Source organism: Psychrobacillus sp. L4, from assembly GCF_042944905.1.
Classification (GTDB): domain Bacteria; phylum Bacillota; class Bacilli; order Bacillales_A; family Planococcaceae; genus Psychrobacillus.
Genome location: NZ_CP168496.1, coordinates 1044466 through 1067147, shown reverse-complemented (window position 1 = coordinate 1067147; position 22682 = coordinate 1044466). Strand labels below are relative to the sequence as shown.

Below are 22682 nucleotides of genomic sequence, written 5' to 3'. Positions count from 1 at the left end.
CTACCTAACTAATAGTAAGCCTAGTCGATAATGGTCATGTTTGAACAATATATGTTGCCGCAAACGTAGTTCTCCGGCCACATCAACTATTTCTAAGCGGCAGTGAGCTGCATTAATTTGAACGGCTTCATAAAGTTCGTTTTCGTTCGTCACTTTGTGCCCGTTTACTTTAACAATACATTCACCGATGAGAAGTCCCATTTTCTCTGCTGGTGAATCTTCTAAAACACCTGCAATCATCACGCCTTTAGACTGCGCAGAAACAGCAAAAGTTCCGGACGTTTCTTTTTTATAGGCAATATATGAAAGTAATAATCTAGCAATAACCCCGATGATTAAAGCAACTCCACTAATAAGCGGCATAAAATACCCTACTGCCGCTATAACTAGGATTATTATCCCTAATTGCCAAACTTGTTTTCCATAGCGAGGGAAAAACTCCACTGCCAATGCTCTTCTGCTTTTTTGCTGGAATCCAATGACAAATGGAAATAAAATCAGTGAAAATGTTGATTCTCCCAATCTAAATTGCGGCCAATATGGGAGATAGGTAGAAATGACTTCTCCAGGTACAACTAGTAAAACAGGTAATAACCACAATCGTTTCGTTACATATTCAATTGCTTCGCTACCTCTTGCTGTTTTCACTAGTTTCGGAGAGGCATTTGCTGCTCCGTTCTTTTGTATAAGAATACCTTCCACAATTAATAACAAGCCAGCTAAAATTGCTATTGGAACAACTGCTTCTTGCATAATATTAAATCCAGTAAAATTCCATGAAGAAATATGAAAAGACCAATCGTACCTATTCATCACATACAATGTAACAGCTCCAAGTGCCATCGCATAAATGGCAGAACCAAGTTGGTACACAAATAGTAATATAAATAAAATCATCCACGCACTATAACTAAATAACCAAGAAGATGGAACGACAAGACCTATCGCTACACTAAGAACAGAAAGGATTATTGCCCATACATACCCATCGAGTAAATGCTTGAACTCTGTCCAACCCCATAATATTCTAGTGCGGAAATGTTTTCTTTCTCTCTTCACACGAAAATAACCAATTAATATAGAAAAAAGAAGCGTAATATATACTGCAGGATGTAGAAAAAATACTCCTATTCCTTTAGCCAAATCGATCAAAATATCCTCCACTATACGCACCCCCCTCTCTTACAGACTATCCATTCTATTATTGTAACAAAAGGGAGGGACTTTGCGTATAGGATTTTAGAATAATCTTATTTTTTCAAGCCATGAATTAAATAACTTATTCCCATCTGTAATTGTTTATCGTTTTCTTTTCGATCTTTATAGTCACTAATTTTTTTAGAAAGTGACTGGAAGAATACATCATCTATTTCTTTATTAGATTCTAATTTACTTTCTTCACGGTATTTTTCTACTGCCTTCATCGTATCTTCATCAAAATAACCATCTCTTCGAACAATATTATATCCTAAAGCAGCTAGTATATTTTGAACGTACTTTATTTCTTCTCCATAATCTCCCACTCTAAATTCTCCATGTGGATATTTAACATCCATCGTGTACAATTCATTTGGCTCTACTTTCAAGTCTGCTTGAATTCCTTTGTGATGAATCCATTCCTGCTTTGGTGTAAGCCATTTATGCGTGGAAATTTTTAGTTTGCCCCCATTGGAAAGAGGATGTGTTTCTTGTACAGTGCCTTTGCCATAGCTTGTTTCTCCAACGATCATCGCACGTCTATTATCTTTTAATGCTCCAGCTAAAACTTCACTAGCAGAAGCACTGTTACCATTTTGCAATAATACGGCAGGAATTTTATTCAAATAAGGCTTTTCCTTACTTTCCGTGTTCAGCATCTCAAGCACCCCATTTGGATCTTGCATATAAGCAAACGTCTTCCCATTTTCAAGTAACGTACTAACAATGGTAGACACGCTAAACAAATAACCTCCTGGATTTCCTCTTACATCTATAAGAAGACCATCTATTCCTCTATCCACTAATGCTTTTGTTTGTGTTTTCCATTCCTCACCAGTTTTTTCTCCAAATATCGAAATGGCAACAATTCCAATCGAATATCCATCCACTTCATATACTTCACTCGAAACTGAATGCATGGCAATCGTTTCCCGTTTCATATGTAGTTCCACATGCCGTTCCTCGCTTGAACGATAAACGGTCATTTTGAGACTCGTTCCTTTTTCTCCACTTAACATTTTCACAAGATCTGACAAAGTTTTTCCATTGAGTCTCTCGCCATTCACTCGAACAATTTCATCTTGTGGTTTCAAGCCCGCTTTAAATGCAGGAGAATCTTTCAGTGGCGCAACTACGATAAATTTCCCATCTGAAATTGCTATTTCTGCTCCGATTCCAACACGCTCTTCTGCAAGAGATGCATCATGTGCGGTTGCTTCTTCTTCCGTTAAATACGTACTATGTGGATCTTCTAGTGCCTGTGCCATCCCACGAATTGCACCTTCTACGATTTGCTTATCATTTTTTGAAAATACCGCTTCTTGTTTAATCAATTGAAACGCCTCATCAATTACTAGACTATTACTAATAGCCTCTTGTTGTTTCGTTGAAGATTTCCCCATCCAAAAATAAACTACACCAAGCAAAATAATAAACAAAAAAACATATAAAAAAATCCGACTTTTGCGCAAGCTATACCTCCTACTTTTCCACTAATATATGTGAAAAGATTGAAGTTTAATACTCGCACAAAATTCGGCTATTCATCTAGACTTTTAACTAAATCTGTCAGCATTTGTTCATCCATCGGGCCAACTATTTTATTTTGTATCGTTCCATTTGCATCGATTATATATGTAGTAGGAATAGTAATCGCTTGATAAGTTTTCCCTACTTTACCTTCTTCATCGAAAAGAATAGGGAAACTTAATGCATAATCTTGTTGAAATGCTTTTACTTTATCGATTCCCGAATCCAAATTAACCGCTAAGATTTCTACATTTTCTTTCACTGCCATATCTTCGTAATAATTTTGCATATGAGGCATTTCCTCTTTACAAGGAGGACACCAAGTTGCCCAAAAGTTTAAGACTATTTTTTTTCCTTTATAATCCGCTAAGGATACTTCTTTTCCTTCCAGCGTAGTAAGTTTAAAGTTTGGGGCACTATCTCCTTTACCAATGCCTTCATTTGCGGGATTTGTAGCTAAATCAGTTCCTAGTTGGTCATTGGATAATGCTTCTGTCTTATCGACATTATTTTTTACAAATGTAATGGTCATAATTGCAACTAAGCATGCAACGGCTACTAAACCGATTATTTTTTTCTTCACAGCTTTTCCCCCTCCAATTAGTTTACAGCAGCTATAAGAGTTTAAGAATATTCCACCGCTCCTATTATATGCATAACCGCAAGGAGAATACTAATATGTTGTTTTAACTTTATGAATCCCGAAAAATCATTTATTCAGCCGAATAAAAGTGCAATCTTTTCTGAGAAGAGTTTTGTTCGTGTAAATGAAGTGCTTGAAAAGGGAAATAATGGCGAAGAGCGACCATTAGTAAAGTGAAAGCAACCATTTCTCCACTGAGAGCAACCAGCCTCACTGTTAGAGCAACCAAATGTGAAACCAAAGCGACCATTTCTCTATATATAGAGTTAACTCTATGTGAGAAGATGCAAAAAGATCTTGCAACTATGTTAGCATTAGGCTATCCAATAATTAACTTTCAATTATTTTGAAAAAAGACTGTAGACAAACTCAACTTTTATCGAGTTTGACTACAGTCTGAAAAGTTATTAGCTGCTATTTATAATGAGATATATCTCAGAGGATTAACAGAGTTTTTCGCCATACCTTCCCATGTCCCAATATGAATTTCGAAATGTACATGAGGTCCCGTTGAGTTACCAGTTGTACCAATTGCACCAATAATTTGCCCTTTCGAAACAACTTGTCCAACCGTTACCTTTATACTACTCAAATGTGCATACAAAGAAGTATAAATTTGACCATCAATCGAGTGAGTTACCATAATTGCATTTCCATATGTGCTAAGCGGAGATGCGTAGGAAACAACTCCATCAGCAGTAGAAACTACAGGTGTACCGATACTATTTGCAATATCAATACCATAATGTACTTTTTCTGAGCCATAAATCGGATGTATTCTGCCTCCATACCCAGAGGTTAGTCGACCACTTGCAGGTCTAGTCCATGAACCTGGAGAAACGTCTGGAACTGCTACGGAAGATCCACTTGCAGCTTGCTGACGTTTTCTTTCTTCGGCTGCTTTACGTTTTTTTTCTTCGGCTGCTTTTCTAGCAACTTCTGCTATACGTTTTTGCTCCGCTATAATTTTATTTTGAACATCTTCACTTAATTCTAAAATATCATCGTATTCAGTTTCCAGGTCTTGCTTTTGAGTATGTAACTTAGCTTGTTCCACCTCTAATTGATCGATAAGGTTACCTTTTGAATCTTTTTGTTTATCTAAAGAAGCTTTTAAGTTGCTTAAGTTATTTTTTCTTTCTTCTTGTTCATTTAGCTTTTTCTCTAGGCTTACTTTTTGTTCTTCTAATTGTTTTTTATCATCTGCTTGTTCTTTTAGAATTGTTCGATCCGCTTCCATTAAAGTACTAACAGCTGAAAAACGGTCAATAAAATCGATGAAGCTATTTGCTCCAAGTAATACATCTAAATAGCTTACTGATCCACCACTTACTTGGACTGCACGAATACGCTCTTTTAAAAGTTCATCACGTTCTTCAATTTTACGTTCCAATTCGGCAATTGACGCATGTAATTTTTCAATATCATTCGTTGTTAATTTGATTTCATTCAAAACGGTAGAGACTTTTTTCTCTGTCTCTATTATTTCAGTATCTAACGCTTTAATTTGTGCCATGATTTGGTCAATTTTTGACCCATTTTGATCTATTTTACTTTCTGTTTCTTTAATATTCGAGTGAATCGAATCTTTTTTTTGTTCTAATTGTTTCTTTTCATTTTTTAAATCATTTAAAGAATTAGCTAGTGCACTTGGTCCTGTGAATAAAAGTGCTCCAGATGTAGCTACGATTAAAATACGTAGCTTCCATTTAGACTGTTTTCTCAAAACGTATTGCTCCTCTCATCTTCTTAAACGCGTAAAAATTTTCGAACTGACATGAAACTACCCCAAACCCCTATTAATACACCCATTAATAATATCAAAGCATCTACTTGATAAATAAAAGGTGAATAATCGAGTAGTTTGAATAGATTTCCTTGCGCTAATTTTGGCTCTAACATTTTATAAACATTATAGTAGAGTACGGAAACCAGTGTGATTGGTATAATAGCTCCTAGAATACCAAGCCACATTCCTTCTAAAATAAATGGAATTCGTATAAACCAGTTTGTTGCACCTACAAGTTTCATAATTTCAATATCTCTTCTTCTTGCCACGATAGTAATACGAATAGTATTAGAAATTAGAAACATTGCCGTGAACAATAAAGCTAAAATTAATACTAACCCTACATTTCTACTTGTGTTCAAGATAGAAAACAGTCTTTCTATTTTTCCTTCACCGTATTTTACTTCGAAGGTGTTATCTAATCGGTCAATTTTTTTCGCAACCACTTCTGTTTCTTGCGGATTTTTAGCTTTTACAACAAACACATTATGTAAAGGGTTCTGTTGTTCGAATAAACGTAGGTCATCTCCAAAATCCAAGACTAATTTATTTAGTTCATCTTCTTTTGTCGAATAATGAACTTCAGCGACTCCTGGTGTTTTCTTTATTTCTTCTCCTAATTTCGAAATCGATGCCTCATCTGCTGTCAACTCTACGATAACTTTTATTTCGACGTCTTTTTCAAGATCGTCCGCAACTTTACTTAAATTCATCATAATCATGACGAATACACCTACAAGCAATAACGTTACCGTCACCGCACTTACCGAAGCAAAGGTCATCCATCCATTTCGACTAATACTCTTAAGACTATCCTTGAAGTGTCGCTGTGCTGTTCTAGCTTTCATAACCGTAATCTCCTCCGTATTCATCCCGAGTGATTAATCCACCCTCTACAGCGATAACACGGTGTCTTATTGTATTGACAATTTCCCTATTATGAGTTGCCATAATAATGGTAGTTCCTCGTGAATTAATTTCTTCGAAAATATTCATAATTTCCCATGAAGTATCAGGATCTAAATTCCCAGTTGGCTCATCTGCAATAACTAATTTTGGTGTATTTACAATAGATCGTGCAATAGACACTCTTTGCTGTTCTCCACCAGAAAGCTCCGTTGGAAACATCCTTGCTTTATGTTTGAGACCAACAAGTTCAAGTACATCCATTACTCGTTTGCGAATTACTTTCGGAGTTTCTTCAATAACCTCCAACGCAAAGGCAATGTTCTCATACACATTCAAACGAGGAAGTAATTTAAAGTCTTGAAAAACAACTCCAATTTGTCTTCTTAAATATGGTACTTTTGAAGGCTTCAAAGTTGCTAAATTAACTCCGTTAATAAAAATATCGCCTGAAGTTGGACGCTCTTCTCGATACATCATTTTAATGAATGTCGATTTTCCAGCACCACTAGGGCCAACTACATATACGAATTCACCTTGTTTAATTTCTACATCAATACCATTCGCAGCAACAATTCCATTTGGATATTTTTTGTAAACATTTACCATCTCTATCATTTTTATACCACCTATTTATTTCACTTGATAAAATTCGACATGCTTATTATAACATTAGAACTCTCTTCTTTTGTTACAATTACATTTCAATTAGTAGGTAATATTAGGTGAAACACCCATCTTCTTTTGGTTAATATTTAGGAAGTAGGATAATTTGTTTACGTACAAATTCCCTACTTATCTTTAAATTCTACATATAACGTCTAATTTCCTTCCTTATTTACAAAAAAAATCAGTTGCTACGAATGAGCAACTGATTTTTTATTTTGAAGAATATGTTTGCTTTTCTTGTCGAAAATATTACTTAAAGACTGCGAGCATTTTTCATCCTTGATATAGTGGATATTTTAGACTGAATGAAAACGCTTGTCATTCGAGGCACGAAGCACGAGGCGGAAGCGAATTGAGCCATAGCTCATGAGCTTACAACGAGTGCAAGTAACGAAGAATGCGAGCGTTTTTCATCAGTCTAAAAAGGTTATTTATTATTAGATAACCAAGTAGCTACAGCTTCTGCTTCTGCTCCAGTAACAAGCCCCGCCGGCATTCCACCTCGACCATTTTCAAGTACATTCAAAATTTCATCTTTAGATAGTCGAGAACCTACATTCATAAGATTTGGGAAGTTACCTTGTCCTTGTAAATTTCCTCCGTGACAAGATGTACATTTTGCTTTTACAATTTTTTCAGGATCCACTGAGGCAGTTTCAGTTGGCGGTGTACCAGATGTCGTATTGGTTGCCGTTTTATCTGTTTTTGCTCCACCACATGCAGCTAACATTAATACTGTTCCAAAAATTACTGCTAATAGTTTCTTGTTCATGTTATATCCTCCCTCAACTATAATTGCCTTACCTTCTTATTGTACCAATATTAATACTTTTTAAAACCTTCGCCTAGAACTTCGTATGCATCTGATACTATGACAAATGCAGTAGGATCAAGCGTCTTGACTAATTGTTTCAATTTTGTGAATTCTGTTTGGTATGCAACCACCATTAATATCGGCCGCTCTTCATCGGTGTAACCACCAATTGCTGGAAGTTTCGTCACCCCTCTATCTATTTCTTTATATATAGCATTCCTTATTTCTTCTTGTTTATTCGTAATAATATAAATCATTTTTGATTGACTAAATCCAAGTTGGATAATATCAATTGTTTTTGTTGTGACAAATAGTGCAATCAATGCATAAAGTGCTTTTTCAATGTCAAAAACAAAAGCAGCACTAAGTACAATTAATCCATCGATTAGTAATACACTCTTGCCTAGAGAAAAACCTGTATACTTCGTAATAATTTGTGCAGCTAAGTCTGTACCACCCGTAGATGCTCCGCCGCGGAAAACGATACCTAAACCTAGACCAATCGTAATACCTCCAAACAAAGCACCCAATAGAGGATTCGTCGTCCACGGCTCCCAACTTGAAGTGAATAAAACAACTGCCGGTAGGGTAAGTGTGCCTACAAATGATTTAATCCCAAATTTTGCTCCTAAAAAAAACAAACCAGCAATAAATAAAGGGATATTAAAAGCATATTGAACAAGTCCTGGTTCCCACCCAAGAACTCCTTTTAATATCGTACTAATTCCACTTACACCACCTGAAGCAACTTGATTTGGCAATAAAAATACATTAAAACCAATCGCAATTATTGCAGCTCCAATAATGATATATAAATAGTCTCTTCCTTGCTCCAGTAATGGAGGAAGTTCTTTGTGTAGTCTTTGATTTGTACTCATATTTTATCCTCTTTCTAATAAAGTTTCTGATTGATGCCCGAACTAGTATAACAACAGAAAGAGTGTTTGTGAACTTCAGTAAAGCGGTGCGATAAAGAGATAAAGTAGATAAGATTCAGGATTGTATACAATCCTATTCTATGAGAAAAGTGTAAGTGTCTTTTAAGTGCATCTTGTCTTCACTATTCCCGAGTGTTTTGTAGTATGTAGTGACTCGTTCGGGGTAATGAGAGATAAGTTGCTATCCTACTCATTTAAAAGCAACTGAAGATGCAATTTCGGTTGCTTTTAAATGAGTAGAAGCTATCTATTTTTCCCATGTTCCACATAATCTAATAATGTACATGCTGAATCATTTATACTTTGTTTGGTAAAAGTAAAAATTATTAAGATCAAGCCCAAGTATGATGAACGGCATTTGGTTATAAAACGCCGTAACTAAACTATGTCCCCCTAAACTGGCGCTATGTGCTCCTAAACATATTCTATATGCCCATAAAGCAAGTCCATAAGCCCCTAGCGGATCTATGTCCTCCTAAACCGGCGCTATGTGCTCCTAAACATATTCTATATGCCCATAAAGCAAGTCCATAAGCCCCTAGCGGATCTATGTCCTCCTAGACCGGCGCTATATGCTCCTAAACATAGTCTATATGAACCTAAAGCAGGCCCATACGCCCCTAGCGGATCTAAGTCCTCCTAGACCGGCGCTATATGCTCCTAAACATAGTCTATAGGCCCATACAGCAAGTCCATAAGACCGTAGCGAATCTATGTCCCCCTAAACCGGCGCTATATTCCCCCAAAAAATACCCTAATGTTATAGCTAACATTAGGGTATCCTTCTTCTATTAATTTATTCTTGAACGTAAATATGCGTGAATAAATTGGTCCAATTCACCATCAACTACTGCGTGCACATTACCGCTTTCTTCACTTGTACGATGATCTTTTACCATCGAGTATGGGTGGAATACGTAAGATCGAATTTGACTTCCCCATCCGATTTCTTTTTGTTCACCACGAATTTCAGCAAGTTGTGCTTCTTGCTCTTCAATTTTTAATTGGTACAATTTTGATTTTAATAGTTTCATTGCGTGTTCACGGTTTTTAATCTGTGAACGTTCAGATTGACAAGTAACAACCGAGTTCGTTGGTAAATGCGTAATACGCACTGCAGAATCGGTTGTATTAATATGCTGACCACCAGCACCTGTTGCGCGGTACGTGTCAATTTTTAAATCTTCCGTACGAATTTCAATTTCGATTTCGTCGGTGAATTCTGGCATTACTTCACAAGAAACGAAAGACGTATGGCGACGGCCAGAAGAGTCAAATGGTGAAATACGGACTAGACGATGAACACCCTTCTCCGCCTTTAGGTAACCATAAGCATTATGTCCTTTTATAAGTAGCGTGACTGATTTAATACCAGCCTCATCCCCTGGTAAATAATCGATTGTCTCCACTTTAAATCCACGTTTATCTGCCCAGCGTTGATACATACGAAGTAATATGGAACCCCAGTCTTGTGATTCTGTACCACCAGCTCCTGGATGCAATTCTAAAATCGCATTATGCTTATCATATTCTTCACTTAAAAGTAATTGCAATTCGAAGTTAGCTAGTTTGCTACTGAATTCTTTTAATTCGTTGCCAAGCTCTTCTTGCAATTCTTCGTCTGGTTCTTCTTTGATTAACTCGAGAGTCATTTCTAAGTTTTCCTGAGTGGAAACAAGGTCATTGTATTGTTCGACAATTGTCTTTAATCCATTTAACTCATTAATTACTTTTTGAGCGCCTTGTGAATCATCCCAAAAGTCTGGAAAAGTCATTAATTCTTCTAGTTCTTGGATGCGAATTTCTTTGTTTTCTAAGTCAAAGAGACCCCCTGAAGTCTTCTAATTTTCCTGCTGTTCGATCTAATTCATTTCGTACTACTGCTATTTCAACCATATTATTTGTTCCTCCGACTTTCTCGATTACTGCACGGCACCGTGACAGTTTTTATACTTTTTGCCACTACCACAAGGGCATAAGACATTTCGACCAACTGCAGATTCATTGCGAGCTGGCTTTTTCTTAATCGTTTCACCATCTTCTTTTGGATTCACTGCTTGCCCTTTAGCAACTTCTTCACGTTCTAAATTATTGCGTATTTCTGCCTTCATTGCGTATTTTGATACGTCTTCTTGGATGGATTCGACCATTGCTTCAAACATAACAAAACCTTCACTTTGATACTCACGAAGAGGGTCATTTTGTCCATATGCACGCAAATGAATCCCTTGACGAAGCTGATCCATCGCATCAATATGATCAATCCATTTAGAGTCTATTGAACGAAGTAATACGACCTTTTCGAATTCACGCATACGCTCGCTCGTTAAGTCTTCTTCTTTCGCATCGTAAAAACGGATAACTTCCTCTTTAATGTTTGCTTCTATCTCTTCTAAAGTTAAGCCTTCTAGATTTTGCTGCGTAATAATTCCTTCAGGCAATAAATTTGCATGCATATAATCTTCAATCCCTTTTAAGCTCCACTCCGCCTTATTGTCGGAGCCTGTATGAGATACTACTAAACGCTCGATTGCACCAAATATCATTGATTCCACTAAGGAACGCATATTTTCTGTTTCTAGTACTTCATTACGTTCTTTATAAATAATTTCGCGCTGTTGACGTAACACATCGTCATATTGCAATAGACGCTTACGTGAATCAAAGTTATTTCCTTCGACACGTTTTTGCGCGGATTCTACTGCACGAGAAACCATTTTAGATTGAATTGGTTGAGAATCGTCCATTCCAAGTTTTGACATCATATTGCGCATATTGTCCGAACCAAAACGACGCATTAGTTCATCTTCCATAGAAAGATAGAACTGTGTGATCCCAGGATCTCCTTGACGACCTGAACGTCCACGTAACTGATTATCAATACGTCTAGATTCATGACGTTCCGTACCAATTACCGCAAGACCACCAACTTCGATTACACCTTCACCAAGCTTAATATCCGTACCACGACCAGCCATATTGGTTGCAATCGTAACGGAACCCTTATGCCCAGCAGTAGCAATAATTTCCGCTTCATGCTCATGGTTCTTCGCATTTAATACATTATGCTTAATACCGTGTTTAGTTAACAAACTAGATATAATTTCAGAAGTTTCAATGGCAACTGTACCAATCAAAACAGGTTGCCCTATTTTATTTCTTTCAGCAATATCTGCAGCAACCGCTTCAAACTTGCCATTCATAGACGCATAAATTAAATCTGCACGGTCATCCCTTGTAATCGGACGATTCGTTGGAATTGCAATAACATTCATATTATAAATATTACGGAATTCCTCTTCTTCTGTTTTAGCTGTACCAGTCATTCCTGACAACTTATCGTACATACGGAAAAAGTTTTGGAACGTAATCGTCGCCATTGTCATCGATTCATTTTGAATTTCTAATCCTTCTTTTGCCTCAATCGCTTGATGCAGTCCATCACTATAGCGACGACCTTTCATTAGACGTCCTGTAAATGAATCTACAATGACAACCTCTTCGTCTTGCACAACATAATCCACATCTAAATGCATGGACACATGTGCTTTTAAGGATTGATTGACTGCATGGTTAAGACGAACATGTGTTAAATCAAATAAATTTTCAATTCCAAATGCATTCTCCACTTTTTCAACACCAGCGTCGGTTAGTGTAACACCTTTAGTTGACTCTTCATACGAATAATCAACTTCTTTTGTCAATGTACGTACGAATGCATTTGCTTGTTTATAAAGAAGTGCTGCGTTATTCGCTTGTCCTGAAATAATTAAAGGCGTTCTCGCTTCATCGATTAAAATCGAGTCAACTTCATCAATAACGGCATAGTGAAGTGGGCGTTGTACTTTATCTTCTTTGTACAACACCATATTATCGCGAAGGTAGTCAAATCCTAATTCATTATTAGTAGAATACGTAATATCCGCCGCATAAGCTTCCCGTTTTTCCTCTTTCGTTAATGAATTTAAGTTTAAACCCACGGACATTCCTAAATATTCATATAGTTGTCCCATTTCAGTAGCATCACGACTGGACAAATATTCGTTCACTGTTACCACATGTGACCCAAGCCCTGGAATTGCATTCAAATAAACGGACATAGTAGAAGTAAGTGTTTTACCTTCCCCTGTTTTCATCTCCGCAATATTTCCTTCATGAAGTGCGACAGATCCCATAACTTGAACATGGAAAGGATACATACCAAGTACACGTTTGGCACCTTCACGAACAACCGCAAAGGCTTCTGGCAATAATTGATCTAATGTCTCTCCATTTGCGTAACGAGTACGAAACTCATCTGTTTTGGCACGTAGTTCTTCATCTGACTTGGCATTCATTTCACTCGCAAATGATTCTACTTTATCAGCAACTTTTTCTAGTCGTTTTAAGTCACGTTTATTTAAATCGAATACTTTATTTAATACTCCAAGCATCTATTTTTCACTTCCCATTTAGTCTTACTCTACATTTTACCATTGGATACAAAGCGGTGCAAACAACATGTTAGATGCACCTCTTGTTGTTAGCACGCTAAAAACGGAAAACAGCCAATTAGCAACGACCGCGTTCTTCTGAAATGAAACATATTCAACCTTTTTTAGATATTTTTTTACTTTTGAAAAAACCCTAGTCCAGTCTCTTCCACTACAAGCAATGTTCTTCTCAAATAAGTAAGCGCAGGAGAAACAGGTACTGGAGTCTTTACTAGCAACACTTGTAGAAAATTGTGACACTAGTTAAACGCTTTAATTTCCAAAACACAAAAACACTCCCCTCTTGCATGGAGGAGAGCGTTGTTTCTGGATATATTGGTTGACTAAGAGCGTTAGTCAACAGTCAAATTAGTTTGTTTCGATTAATCCGTATTTACCATCTTTTCGTTTGTAAACGATATGTGTGCCGTTCGAATCTGCATCTGTATAGATGTAGAAGTTATGACCTAGCATATTCATTTGTAAAACCGCTTCTTCCTGATCCATTGGTTTTAAATCAAATTGCTTTGTACGAACAATATTGTACTCTTCTTCATCCGAATGACCAACCGATGCATCCGAAGTGTCAACTGTTGCAAAAAATGCCGCTACACCTTCACGTTCACGGAATTTACGATTTACTTTTGTTTTGTACTTGCGTATTTGACGTTCTAGCTTGTCAACGATTAAATCGACCGCTGCATACATATCCGCATTTCGTTCTTCTGCACGTAAAGTTAAATTTTTCATAGGAATTGTAACTTCCACTTTTGTCTGTCTGTCATTATATACTTTAAGGTTTACATTGGCTGTAGCTTGGATTTCTTCGTTGAAATAACGGGCAACCTTTTCAACTTTCCCCTCAACGTGATCTCTAATTGCAGGAGTCACCTCAATATTTTCTCCACGAATGTTAAAGTTTAACATGAAAACTCCTCCTTTAATATAACTCTATAGTATATTTCTACATCCCCTTTAAAATATCCTTCTTTATTAAAAGAATTTTTTTATTTTTTGTCGAAATTTGTAGTATAAATCACTTCTTTCTTTCGATTTCTTTTTTTCGTCTATTTTTAAGTTCGTTGATAATTAAGCTTTCCCTTTTCTCATCGTCCATAAACCTTACACCATATTCATAACCTGAAATTTTACGGTGTGACCATACAAATTCACCGATTAATGAGATAGGTGTTTCGTCTAATGTAACTTGCAGTTCGACATGATTTAATTTTTCAATTGAAATAAAAAGCTCTGAATACATTTTTATGCCATGTGGACTTATATCAATTATTGTACACTTTCCTTTTTTTGAAATTTCTTCCGGTGAGGACTCACTCGCATCTTTTATTAATCGAAAAGTAGCTTCACACGGCTGATCGAAAGTATACCTGAAATATTCATTTCGTTTATAGAGCATTTCTATTCCTCCCTTCCCTAAAAACAGTTTTGCTAGTAAAACTTTCCTCCATTATGACGAAGGTTACTTAAACTTTCAATATATTTGTACGATTTCATTGAATAAGGCAACAAAAAAAGCCCCATCGTTATTTATACGATAGAGCTTTCACCTATATGTTTTATTTATTGGACGCTACAGAAATGTTTGTTACTCTTTTCGCTCCAACATAGTGTTTTGCCCAATAATATGGATCACTTAATTTATCAATTTTCACACCTTGTGAAGAAGAAGAATGAATAAACTTTCCGTCTCCTATGTAAATACCAACATGTGAAACGCCACTTCCAGCTGTATTAAAGAAAACTAAATCTCCTGTTGATAAGTCATCTCTATCTACTTTAGAGCCTGTACTATGCAAACCTGCAGAAGTTCTTGGAAGATCAATACCTAAATCATCGAACACATAATTTACAAACCCAGAACAATCAAAGCCAGCTGGAGTTGTTCCACCACTACGATATTTTGTACCTATTAAATTTTTAGAAGTAGCTACTAATTCATTTGAATTTACTGTACTCGCTGCTTCAGTATATCCAGCAAATGGTGCTGTGACTAAAAAAATTGTAAATAATAATATAGTAATGGATTTTTGTGTCGTAAGTTTTAAGCTCATAGTGTTCCTCCAAAGGACTACAATTTTCTGAAATATTCGTTAAAAACATCTTACCACGTAATATTCCTTTTTAATTTTACAGTTGTGTTACAATTGTGTTACGAAATTCATTTCTATTAAATAGATTATATATATATAAATATGCTTTAATCCTTTATAAGACAAGGCTTTTGAAATAAAATAAGCCCCAAAAGTACACCGAGCGACTTTTGGGGCTGTTGTTACATTATAAAACGAGATGTCGAAGCCTCCAAAATGGTTGCTTGCTCGCTTACATCATTTACAAGAAGTGACAGAGACTCAATTGTTTGAACGCTTGACAATAGCAACTTCACGGTTTCTTCCATATGAACAGTATTTTCTTCAATAGATTCTGTCAACGCGAAAATAAGCTTTTCGGAGGTATTTTTTTCTTGTTCTATTGAAACAATAGAATCCGCCATATGCTCATTTTGACTTTTAGATTCATGAATATATGTTACGATGTCATCCATTTTGTCATGTAATAATTGAAATGTAGTTGCATTATTTTTCGAAGTAGATAATCCTTCAGCAAACACTTTTTCCATTTCATTTCCTTGTAATGTAATCGAATTAGAAACTTCGTGAATTGTATTTGCAGTATTAGATACTTCTTCTGCAAGCTTTTTCACCTCTTCCGCAACAACTGCAAACCCTTTTCCATGAACCCCTGAACGTGCTGCTTCTATACCTGCATTTAAAGCAAGTAAGTTCGTTTGTTTTGAAATGGCTTGCACAATGGAAGTCATTCGAGCAATTTCTTCTGTTCGCTTTTGTAATAATAGTCTTTGTTTATCAGCTTCTTTAAATAAAGCACGTAATCTCTTCGTTTCGATTTCGGCCATCTTCATTGCTTTGGCACTGTCATCTGCTATTTGTACCGCAATAGTTGCGTGATTATTTAATTGTACCGCTTTTTCCGTAACTTCTTGAAAAGTACTTGAAAACTCCTCTAGGAATGCCCTAATTCCAATAGATGCTTCTTTTTGCTCTATCATATTATGACTTATTTCATTGATCGCAACTTGAACAGAACTTGTGCTTACGACTGTTTCTTGAGAATAATCCTTTAAATTACCACTATCCTTATTCAACTTTTCCGCCGTTTGTTTAATTGTATGTACCATACTAGTTAAATTCATTTGCATTTCATTCATTGCACTAGAAACTTCTCCAATTTCATCTTGTGTAGAAATAGAAAGAGGTTTAATCAGTAAATTTCCTGTCGCAATTTCTTTCGCAGACGACGCTACTGCCGCTAGTTGATTTTTAATTTGTCGATTCGTCAGGAACAATAAAGCAAGTGACAATAAGGCAGCTATGAAGAAAGATGCAATCACTACTACAATTGTATTTTGCTGACTTCTACTCATTTTTTCTAATATTAACTCTCGAGTGCTCGATTCTTGCTGCCTTGCCTCATCGAGCATCTGTGTTAGTTGTATTTGCTTTTTATTAATTGCTTGCAATTGTCTTCGCTTTGATACATTTTCTTTAATTGCTACAGATTCTTTTAAATTTTTTTCGAATGTCGTATAAATTCCATTTAACGATTGGTTGAAGGTTTCCCAATCCAAATAATCAATTCTTTCACGTGAAGTCTCTACTAACTCCTTAAGATTCGCTTTTCTAGTTTCATAATCTTTTTCAAATTCTGGTAATGGGTCCCCAGCATATTGAGAAATGGCAATATACAAACTCGCTACTTCTGCTCTCATAATATCTGCTCTTTCGACATTACGAGAAGAAGTCTCTAATTTGTCAGATAGCTTTTGATTGTAGATAACCTGAATAATTAACAGCACCGTCATTATCCCGAATAAGATAAAAGAACTAAAAATAGCAATCGAATATTTCTTTCGTAGTGGAATACTAGACCATTTTCTCATAGATATTAAGACCTCCCAATTCGAAATATAGCATGTTTTTTCTTATAAAAGTGCATATTACCGTAGTCTTAACATTTACTTTACAAAATCTTAATAAAGACAAATCTGAAAATTCAATGTAGGATAAAACCAGTACATAACGAGAGGAAGATCGACAATGAATTTAGGACTTACCAACAAACGAGTCATCGTACTGGCATCTAGCAAAGGACTAGGAAAAGCAACCGCTTTGCAATTTGCAAAAGAAGGCGCAAAAATACTCATTTCAAGTCGAAACGTAGAAGAATTAAAAAAAACTGCTGAGGAAATAAAGTCAGTGAGTAACAATCATGAAGTCTATTTTGAAGTTTGTGACGTGACAAAGGAAGACGACATTAACCGATTATTTCAGACAGCAAACGCACAACTTGGTGGCGTCGACATTCTAGTAAATAATGCTGGCGGCCCTACTCCTGGAGGCTTTGCACAGGTAACGGATGAGGATTGGAATGTTGCATTCGAAAAAAATCTACTAAGCTATATTCGCACAATTCGCCTAGCTCTTCCCTACATGAAAGAACAAAACTTCGGGCGAATTGTCAATATTTCCTCCTCTTCTACAAAGGAAGTATTGGACGGTCTAATTTTGTCGAACACCTTCCGTCTAGGGATGGTCGGACTCTCAAAAAGTATTGCACGCGAATTCGCAGGCAACAATATACTAATCAACACAGTCGGACCGGGTCGAATTCAGACGGATCGTGTCACAGAGCTTGACCAAATGGCTGCTGAAATGAAAAACATGTCACTTGATGAGATTAAAGAGGGATTTAAGCAAATAATACCAGCCGGCAGATACGGCGAACCCGAAGAATTCGCAAATATTATTGTATTTTTGTGTTCCGAAGCAAATACATATATGACTGGACAAAACATAGTCGTAGATGGTGGCATGTTGAAGGCACTGTAAGAGGGAGAAGATCTGAAACTTTATGTTTCAGGTCTTTTTTTGAGGTGATAGCTGAGGAGTAGCGTTGGTTTTTGTTTTGATTCAGGGAATGGTTGCTCTTGTTTGGGAACTGGTTGCTCTCGTAAGGGATTGGTTGCTCTCGTTCGAGAATTGGTTGCTCTCGCATAGGAACTGGTTGCTTTCGTTGGTAATACGGTTGCTCTTAACCATTATTTGGATTTCACTATAAAAAAATGGAGCGACTTCATGAATTGGAAGTCGCTCGGTAACAGTTATTTTACGATTAATTTGATTTTATTTTGCGATGGATCTTTTGTAATGTATATACCGCTTTCTTCGACGACGGATACATTATTTGTTTTCAAATTTTCGAGTACGTCGTTCAGTACTTCATTGCTCGGATATACTAATGTAAATGCTTCGATTCCGGTCGCATTTTCTGCAGTTGGTGGTGCATCTACTCCAGCCCAAGTGTTTAATCCGATATGGTGGTGGTACTTTCCTGTTGCCATGAACAAAGCTCCTGGATAATTTGGAGTTACAACTCCGAATCCCAATGATTTATAAAATGTCTCTGATTTAGCTAAATCCGCAACTTGTAAATGGATATGCCCCATCACTGTTCCTTCTGGCAAGCCATTCCATTTTGTATTTGCACCTTCTGCCAAAATACTTTGCGCATCAATTTGTAGAGTAGCCATTTCAACATACTCACCATTCCAAGTCCACTCTGATTCTGGTCGATCCGTATAAATTTCGATGCCATTTCCATCAGGATCATTTAAGTATAATGCTTCACTTACTAAATGATCTCCAGCTCCTATACGCATATTGATATCGATGAAATGCTGCAATACTGCTCCTAAATCTGCTCGACTTGGTAACAACAGCGCAAAGTGGTACAAGCCTGTTGTATTTTCTTGTTTCAGAACAACGTTTTCTGGTTGTTCCATAGATAGAAGCGCTATTTTTCCATCTGCAGTAAGAAGAATCTTATTGTCTTTCTTTTCAAGTACTTTGAATCCAACCACTTCTTCATAAAATTTAAGAGAACGATCTAAGTCCGTTACTTTTATCTCTACTAATTCCACAAATGTATATGGTTTATTTTGATATTTCATTCATAATTCCTCCAATTAATCTATAGTTACTTATAGTAAGTTATTATATTTTAGTTACCTAATAAAGTCAAGGATGAAGGAGTAGATGATAATAAGGTAAATTAAATTTTGATTATCGCAAAATTGCGTCAACAAATCGCAAGAACAACCGATGAAATCGCAAATTAAGTGCTGCAAATCGCAAGTTCGAAGTCCATAATCGCAAAATAAAGCTTATTCGCAACATTATTAGTCGTACTCGCAATGTTTCGTACTCTACTCGCAACATTTCAATCTATACTCGCAATATCCAAGCCATTATTTGCATAATTTTTGCAAATCGCAAGATCAACTTGTGAAATCGCAAATTAAGTACTGCGAATCGCAAGATCAAGTCTCATAATCGCAAAATACTCACTTCAAATCGCAATTTCGAGGTCCATAATCGCAAAATAAGGCTTACACGCAATGTTTCGTACTCTACTCGCAACATTATAAGGCGTACTCGCAATGTTTTGTACGTTACTCGCAATATTTTCACACGTAGTCGCAACATTCACTACTTATGCGCTGCATTTCTCTCTAGGCCCACGCAAAAAAACCACTAGCCGGCATCGACTTGTGGTTTCTACATACTTTATTTTGCTAATGGTACTTGGATGGACATTTGCTGGCATTCAGCTAGTTTGCTGATGTCGAAGTTTCCACCGCTTACGATAATGCCTATGTTACCGGCGGAGGATGGAATGTGGTGATTCAACACTGCGGCTACTGCGGCTGCACCTGCACCTTCGATAAGCGTTTTTTCTCGTTCGAGCATGAAGAGAATGGCTGATGCGATTTCTTGCTCGGTCACGGTGATTATGTCGTCGACGAGGGTATGAATAATGTTCATCGTCAGCTTTCCAGGGGTTTTCACGTTTATTCCTTCTGCAATTGTTTTTCCTTGAAATGGAATTAATCCATCTGCCATTCCTTTATAGGCAATCGCAATAGCTGCAGCATTTTGGGACTGAACGCCAATAACGCGGATATCTGGATGAATGGATTTTACTGCCAGTAATGTGCCTGCGAGTAAGCCACCTCCACCGGCTGGCACGACTATCGTATCAATCTCCGGCCGTTGCTGAAGCATTTCCATGGCAACAGTCGCTTGGCCTTCAATTACGGCTAGGTCATCAAAAGGGTGAATGAAGTTTGCACCTGTTCGAAGTTGTTCTTCTCTTGCTGCCACATACGTTTCATCAAAGTTTTGTCCGATGAGTTTAACGTTTGCACCGTAGCCTTTTGTCGCATTCACCTTTGCAACCGGTGTTCCAATTGGCATAAAAATGGTGACTGGTACGTTGCGCAATTTTCCTGCGTAAGCTACTCCTTGCGCGTGATTTCCAGCTGAAGCTGCAATAAGTCCTCTTTCACAATCTTTATCCGTTAGCTGAGATACTTTATTCATTGCTCCTCTAATTTTGAATGAACCCGTTTTTTGTAAGTTTTCCATTTTGAGAAATACTTGCTTACCAGTGATTTCATTCAAGGTTGATGACTTTTTACACGGTGTCCGATGGATAAACTCCGCTACTTTTTCTGATGCTCGGTATAAACCTACAGTGTCATATGAATTCCCAACAAAACCATCTCCTAATTCGTTTTTTCAATCAAATAAATGGCCGAACTCCAACCACTTTACGCATCTTTTAATTCATACGCTTTAATATGATCTTCATATTGGAATGTCAATGAAATTTCATCCCATCCATTTAGAAGCATCTTCTTTTGGTAAGGATCTATGGCAAATGAATAAACAACACCGTCCGCTCCAAACACTTTTTGTTCCTCTAAATTAACTTCCACGTGATACACTTCTTTACTTAGAAGTACTTCTACTTCGTCGACGGACAATTTAATAGGAAGAATTCCATTTTTTAAGCAGTTATTATAGAAAATATCTGCGAAACTTGGAGCAATTACTACTCGGAATCCATAGTCTAAAATCGACCACGGGGCATGCTCACGGGAGGATCCACAACCGAAATTATCATGCGCTACTAATATCGTAGAATCTTTATAGCGTTCATCATTTAATACGAAATCTGTATTTGGATTTCCTTCTGCATCGAAACGCCAGTGATAAAATAAGTATTTACCGAATCCTGTACGTTCGATTCTTTTTAGAAATTCTTTGGATATAATTTGGTCGGTATCGACGTTTTTTTGATTTAAAGGTGTAATAACACTTTTTATTTCATTAATAGGCTCCACTGATTTTCCTCCTTACGCGTTCACAAGTTGAAATTTGCGAACATCAACAATGCGACCTTCAATTGCTGCAGCTGCTGCCATCGCGGGACTCATCAGATGTGTTCTGGACCCTGCACCTTGGCGACCTTCGAAGTTACGGTTGGATGTAGATGCACAATGTTCGCCTGCAGGGACAATATCGTCATTCATTGCTAGACACATACTGCATCCGGATTCACGCCATTCAAATCCTGCATCTAGGAAGACTTGGTCGATGCCTTCTAGTTCTGCTTGTTTTTTAACGGTTTGTGAACCTGGTACGACAATCGCCGTTACACTTGGGTTAACTTTGCGACCTTCAACTACTTTTGCCGCAGCACGTAGGTCACTTAAACGGGCATTCGTACAGGAACCGATAAATACATTGCTAATTGCAATATCTGTTAAAGGCATTCCTTCTTCCAGCCCCATATAAGCAAGTGCTTTTTCATGTGCTTGTTGATCGCTTGTTTCTGCAAAGTCATTTGTATATGGAATATGATTGGAAACCCCAGAACCCATCGAAGGGTTTGTACCCCATGTAACAAAAGGCTCGATATCATCAGCGGAAATCTCGACTATTTTATCGTAAGTTGCTCCTTCATCGGTAGCTAATGCTAACCAACGAGCTGCTTCTTGTTCAAACGCTTCCCCAGTTGGAACATGCTCACGTCCTCTAAGGAATTCAATCGTCGTCACGTCCGGGCTAATCAAACCAGCGCGAGCGCCCGCCTCGATGGACATATTACAAATGGTCATTCGTTCTTCCATCGATAAATGACGTATTGCTTCACCAGTATATTCCACGATATAACCAGTACCCATATCGATGCCAAATTTCGCGATAATAGCTAAAATGATATCCTTTGCTGTCACTCCGTAACCAAGTTCACCTGATACTTTGATTTCCATCGTTTGAGGTTTAGCTTGCCATAACGTTTGCGTAGAAAGCACGTGTTCTACTTCGCTTGTTCCAATACCAAAAGCGATTGCTCCAAACGCACCATGGGTAGATGTATGACTATCCCCACAAACGATTGTTTTTCCTGGTTGTGTCAGTCCAAGTTCTGGTCCGATAATATGTACGATCCCTTGATCGGGGTGGTCCATATTCGCAAGTGGAACACCAAACTCTTCACAGTTTTCTTGAAGTGTACTAATTTGTTTACGAGCAATTACATCTTTAATCTGTTCTCTATTTCGAGTTGGTACGTTGTGATCCATCGTTGCAAAACAAAGATCTGGACGACGAACCTTCCGATTATTTAGTCGTAACCCTTCAAAAGCCTGTGGAGATGTTACTTCATGGAGCAAATGTAAATCGATATAGAGAAGGTCTGGTTTACCTTCTTCCTCGTATACAATATGTTCATCCCAAATTTTCTCAATAATCGTTTTTGCCATTTAGTTCCTCTC

At 37.1% G+C, this 22682-nt stretch carries 19 protein-coding genes; 1 reads left to right on the top strand and 18 read right to left on the bottom strand.

Translation table 11 applies throughout. From position 1 onward, the window contains the following. The 14 genes from ACEPXG_RS04955 to ACEPXG_RS04890 all read right to left on the bottom strand — a co-directional run bounded on the left by ACEPXG_RS04955 (nucleotide 1) and on the right by ACEPXG_RS04890 (nucleotide 16940). Entirely contained in the window at nucleotides 1-1164 is a 1164-nt protein-coding gene (locus ACEPXG_RS04955; protein ID WP_391208089.1) for a PDZ domain-containing protein, read from the bottom strand. An 86-nt stretch (nucleotides 1165-1250) separates the two neighbouring features. Beyond that, nucleotides 1251-2669: a S41 family peptidase gene (locus ACEPXG_RS04950; protein ID WP_391208087.1), complete on the bottom strand. Its 1419-nt coding sequence runs from the start codon at nucleotides 2667-2669 to the stop codon at nucleotides 1251-1253. Between the two features lie 68 nt (nucleotides 2670-2737). Further along, nucleotides 2738-3310 (bottom strand): peroxiredoxin family protein, encoded by a 573-nt coding sequence (locus ACEPXG_RS04945; protein ID WP_391208085.1) that lies wholly within the window; start codon nucleotides 3308-3310, stop codon nucleotides 2738-2740. A 478-nt stretch (nucleotides 3311-3788) separates the two neighbouring features. Next, the gene (locus ACEPXG_RS04940; protein WP_391208082.1) at nucleotides 3789-5096 is read right to left on the bottom strand and encodes a murein hydrolase activator EnvC family protein; all 1308 of its coding nucleotides are present in this window, start codon (nucleotides 5094-5096) and stop codon (nucleotides 3789-3791) included. Between the two features lie 23 nt (nucleotides 5097-5119). Continuing rightward, complete coding sequence (gene ftsX / locus ACEPXG_RS04935) at nucleotides 5120-6007, bottom strand: permease-like cell division protein FtsX (RefSeq protein ID WP_391208081.1); 888 nt, start codon at nucleotides 6005-6007, stop codon at nucleotides 5120-5122. Further along, nucleotides 5997-6683, bottom strand: a complete 687-nt coding sequence (gene ftsE / locus ACEPXG_RS04930; RefSeq protein WP_391208079.1) for a cell division ATP-binding protein FtsE — start codon at nucleotides 6681-6683, stop codon at nucleotides 5997-5999. The genes ftsX and ftsE overlap by 11 nt, the downstream gene beginning before the upstream one ends. A 478-nt stretch (nucleotides 6684-7161) precedes the next feature. After that, a complete protein-coding gene (gene cccB, locus ACEPXG_RS04925; RefSeq protein ID WP_391208077.1) occupies nucleotides 7162-7506 on the bottom strand; it encodes a cytochrome c551 in 345 nt (114 codons plus the stop codon). A 50-nt stretch (nucleotides 7507-7556) separates the two neighbouring features. Beyond that, the gene (locus ACEPXG_RS04920; RefSeq protein ID WP_391208075.1) at nucleotides 7557-8426 is read right to left on the bottom strand and encodes a YitT family protein; all 870 of its coding nucleotides are present in this window, start codon (nucleotides 8424-8426) and stop codon (nucleotides 7557-7559) included. An 851-nt stretch (nucleotides 8427-9277) separates the two neighbouring features. Then, a protein-coding gene (gene prfB / locus ACEPXG_RS04915) for a peptide chain release factor 2 (RefSeq protein WP_151699156.1) occupies nucleotides 9278-10382 on the bottom strand; the annotation gives its coding sequence in 2 pieces (ribosomal slippage) (nucleotides 9278-10306 and nucleotides 10308-10382; 1104 coding nt in all). Between the two features lie 26 nt (nucleotides 10383-10408). Next, nucleotides 10409-12919, bottom strand: a complete 2511-nt coding sequence (secA, locus tag ACEPXG_RS04910) for a preprotein translocase subunit SecA (protein ID WP_391208073.1) — start codon at nucleotides 12917-12919, stop codon at nucleotides 10409-10411. A 408-nt stretch (nucleotides 12920-13327) separates the two neighbouring features. Then, the gene (hpf, locus tag ACEPXG_RS04905) at nucleotides 13328-13885 is read right to left on the bottom strand and encodes a ribosome hibernation-promoting factor, HPF/YfiA family (RefSeq protein ID WP_391208071.1); all 558 of its coding nucleotides are present in this window, start codon (nucleotides 13883-13885) and stop codon (nucleotides 13328-13330) included. A gap of 109 nt (nucleotides 13886-13994) precedes the next feature. Continuing rightward, nucleotides 13995-14375, bottom strand: coding sequence for a PilZ domain-containing protein (locus ACEPXG_RS04900; RefSeq protein ID WP_391208070.1), 381 nt, complete (start codon nucleotides 14373-14375; stop codon nucleotides 13995-13997). A gap of 160 nt (nucleotides 14376-14535) precedes the next feature. Next, the gene (locus tag ACEPXG_RS04895) at nucleotides 14536-15030 is read right to left on the bottom strand and encodes a C40 family peptidase (protein ID WP_391208068.1); all 495 of its coding nucleotides are present in this window, start codon (nucleotides 15028-15030) and stop codon (nucleotides 14536-14538) included. 221 nt (nucleotides 15031-15251) lie between these two features. After that, nucleotides 15252-16940: a methyl-accepting chemotaxis protein gene (locus tag ACEPXG_RS04890; RefSeq protein WP_391208066.1), complete on the bottom strand. Its 1689-nt coding sequence runs from the start codon at nucleotides 16938-16940 to the stop codon at nucleotides 15252-15254. Between the two features lie 157 nt (nucleotides 16941-17097). Between ACEPXG_RS04890 and ACEPXG_RS04885 the strand changes: the two genes are divergently transcribed. Continuing rightward, nucleotides 17098-17889, top strand: coding sequence for an SDR family oxidoreductase (locus ACEPXG_RS04885; RefSeq protein WP_391208064.1), 792 nt, complete (start codon nucleotides 17098-17100; stop codon nucleotides 17887-17889). A gap of 272 nt (nucleotides 17890-18161) precedes the next feature. Here ACEPXG_RS04885 and ACEPXG_RS04880 read toward each other — a convergent pair whose 3' ends face one another. The 4 genes from ACEPXG_RS04880 to leuC form a co-directional block, all read right to left on the bottom strand. Continuing rightward, nucleotides 18162-19010, bottom strand: a complete 849-nt coding sequence (locus ACEPXG_RS04880; RefSeq protein ID WP_391208062.1) for a VOC family protein — start codon at nucleotides 19008-19010, stop codon at nucleotides 18162-18164. 616 nt (nucleotides 19011-19626) lie between these two features. Next, complete coding sequence (locus ACEPXG_RS04875; protein WP_391208060.1) at nucleotides 19627-20523, bottom strand: threonine/serine dehydratase; 897 nt, start codon at nucleotides 20521-20523, stop codon at nucleotides 19627-19629. A 149-nt stretch (nucleotides 20524-20672) separates the two neighbouring features. Further along, nucleotides 20673-21248, bottom strand: coding sequence for a 3-isopropylmalate dehydratase small subunit (gene leuD / locus ACEPXG_RS04870; RefSeq protein ID WP_391208058.1), 576 nt, complete (start codon nucleotides 21246-21248; stop codon nucleotides 20673-20675). A gap of 12 nt (nucleotides 21249-21260) precedes the next feature. After that, nucleotides 21261-22670, bottom strand: a complete 1410-nt coding sequence (gene leuC, locus ACEPXG_RS04865; RefSeq protein ID WP_391208056.1) for a 3-isopropylmalate dehydratase large subunit — start codon at nucleotides 22668-22670, stop codon at nucleotides 21261-21263. Between the last annotated feature and the right edge of the window lie 12 nt (nucleotides 22671-22682).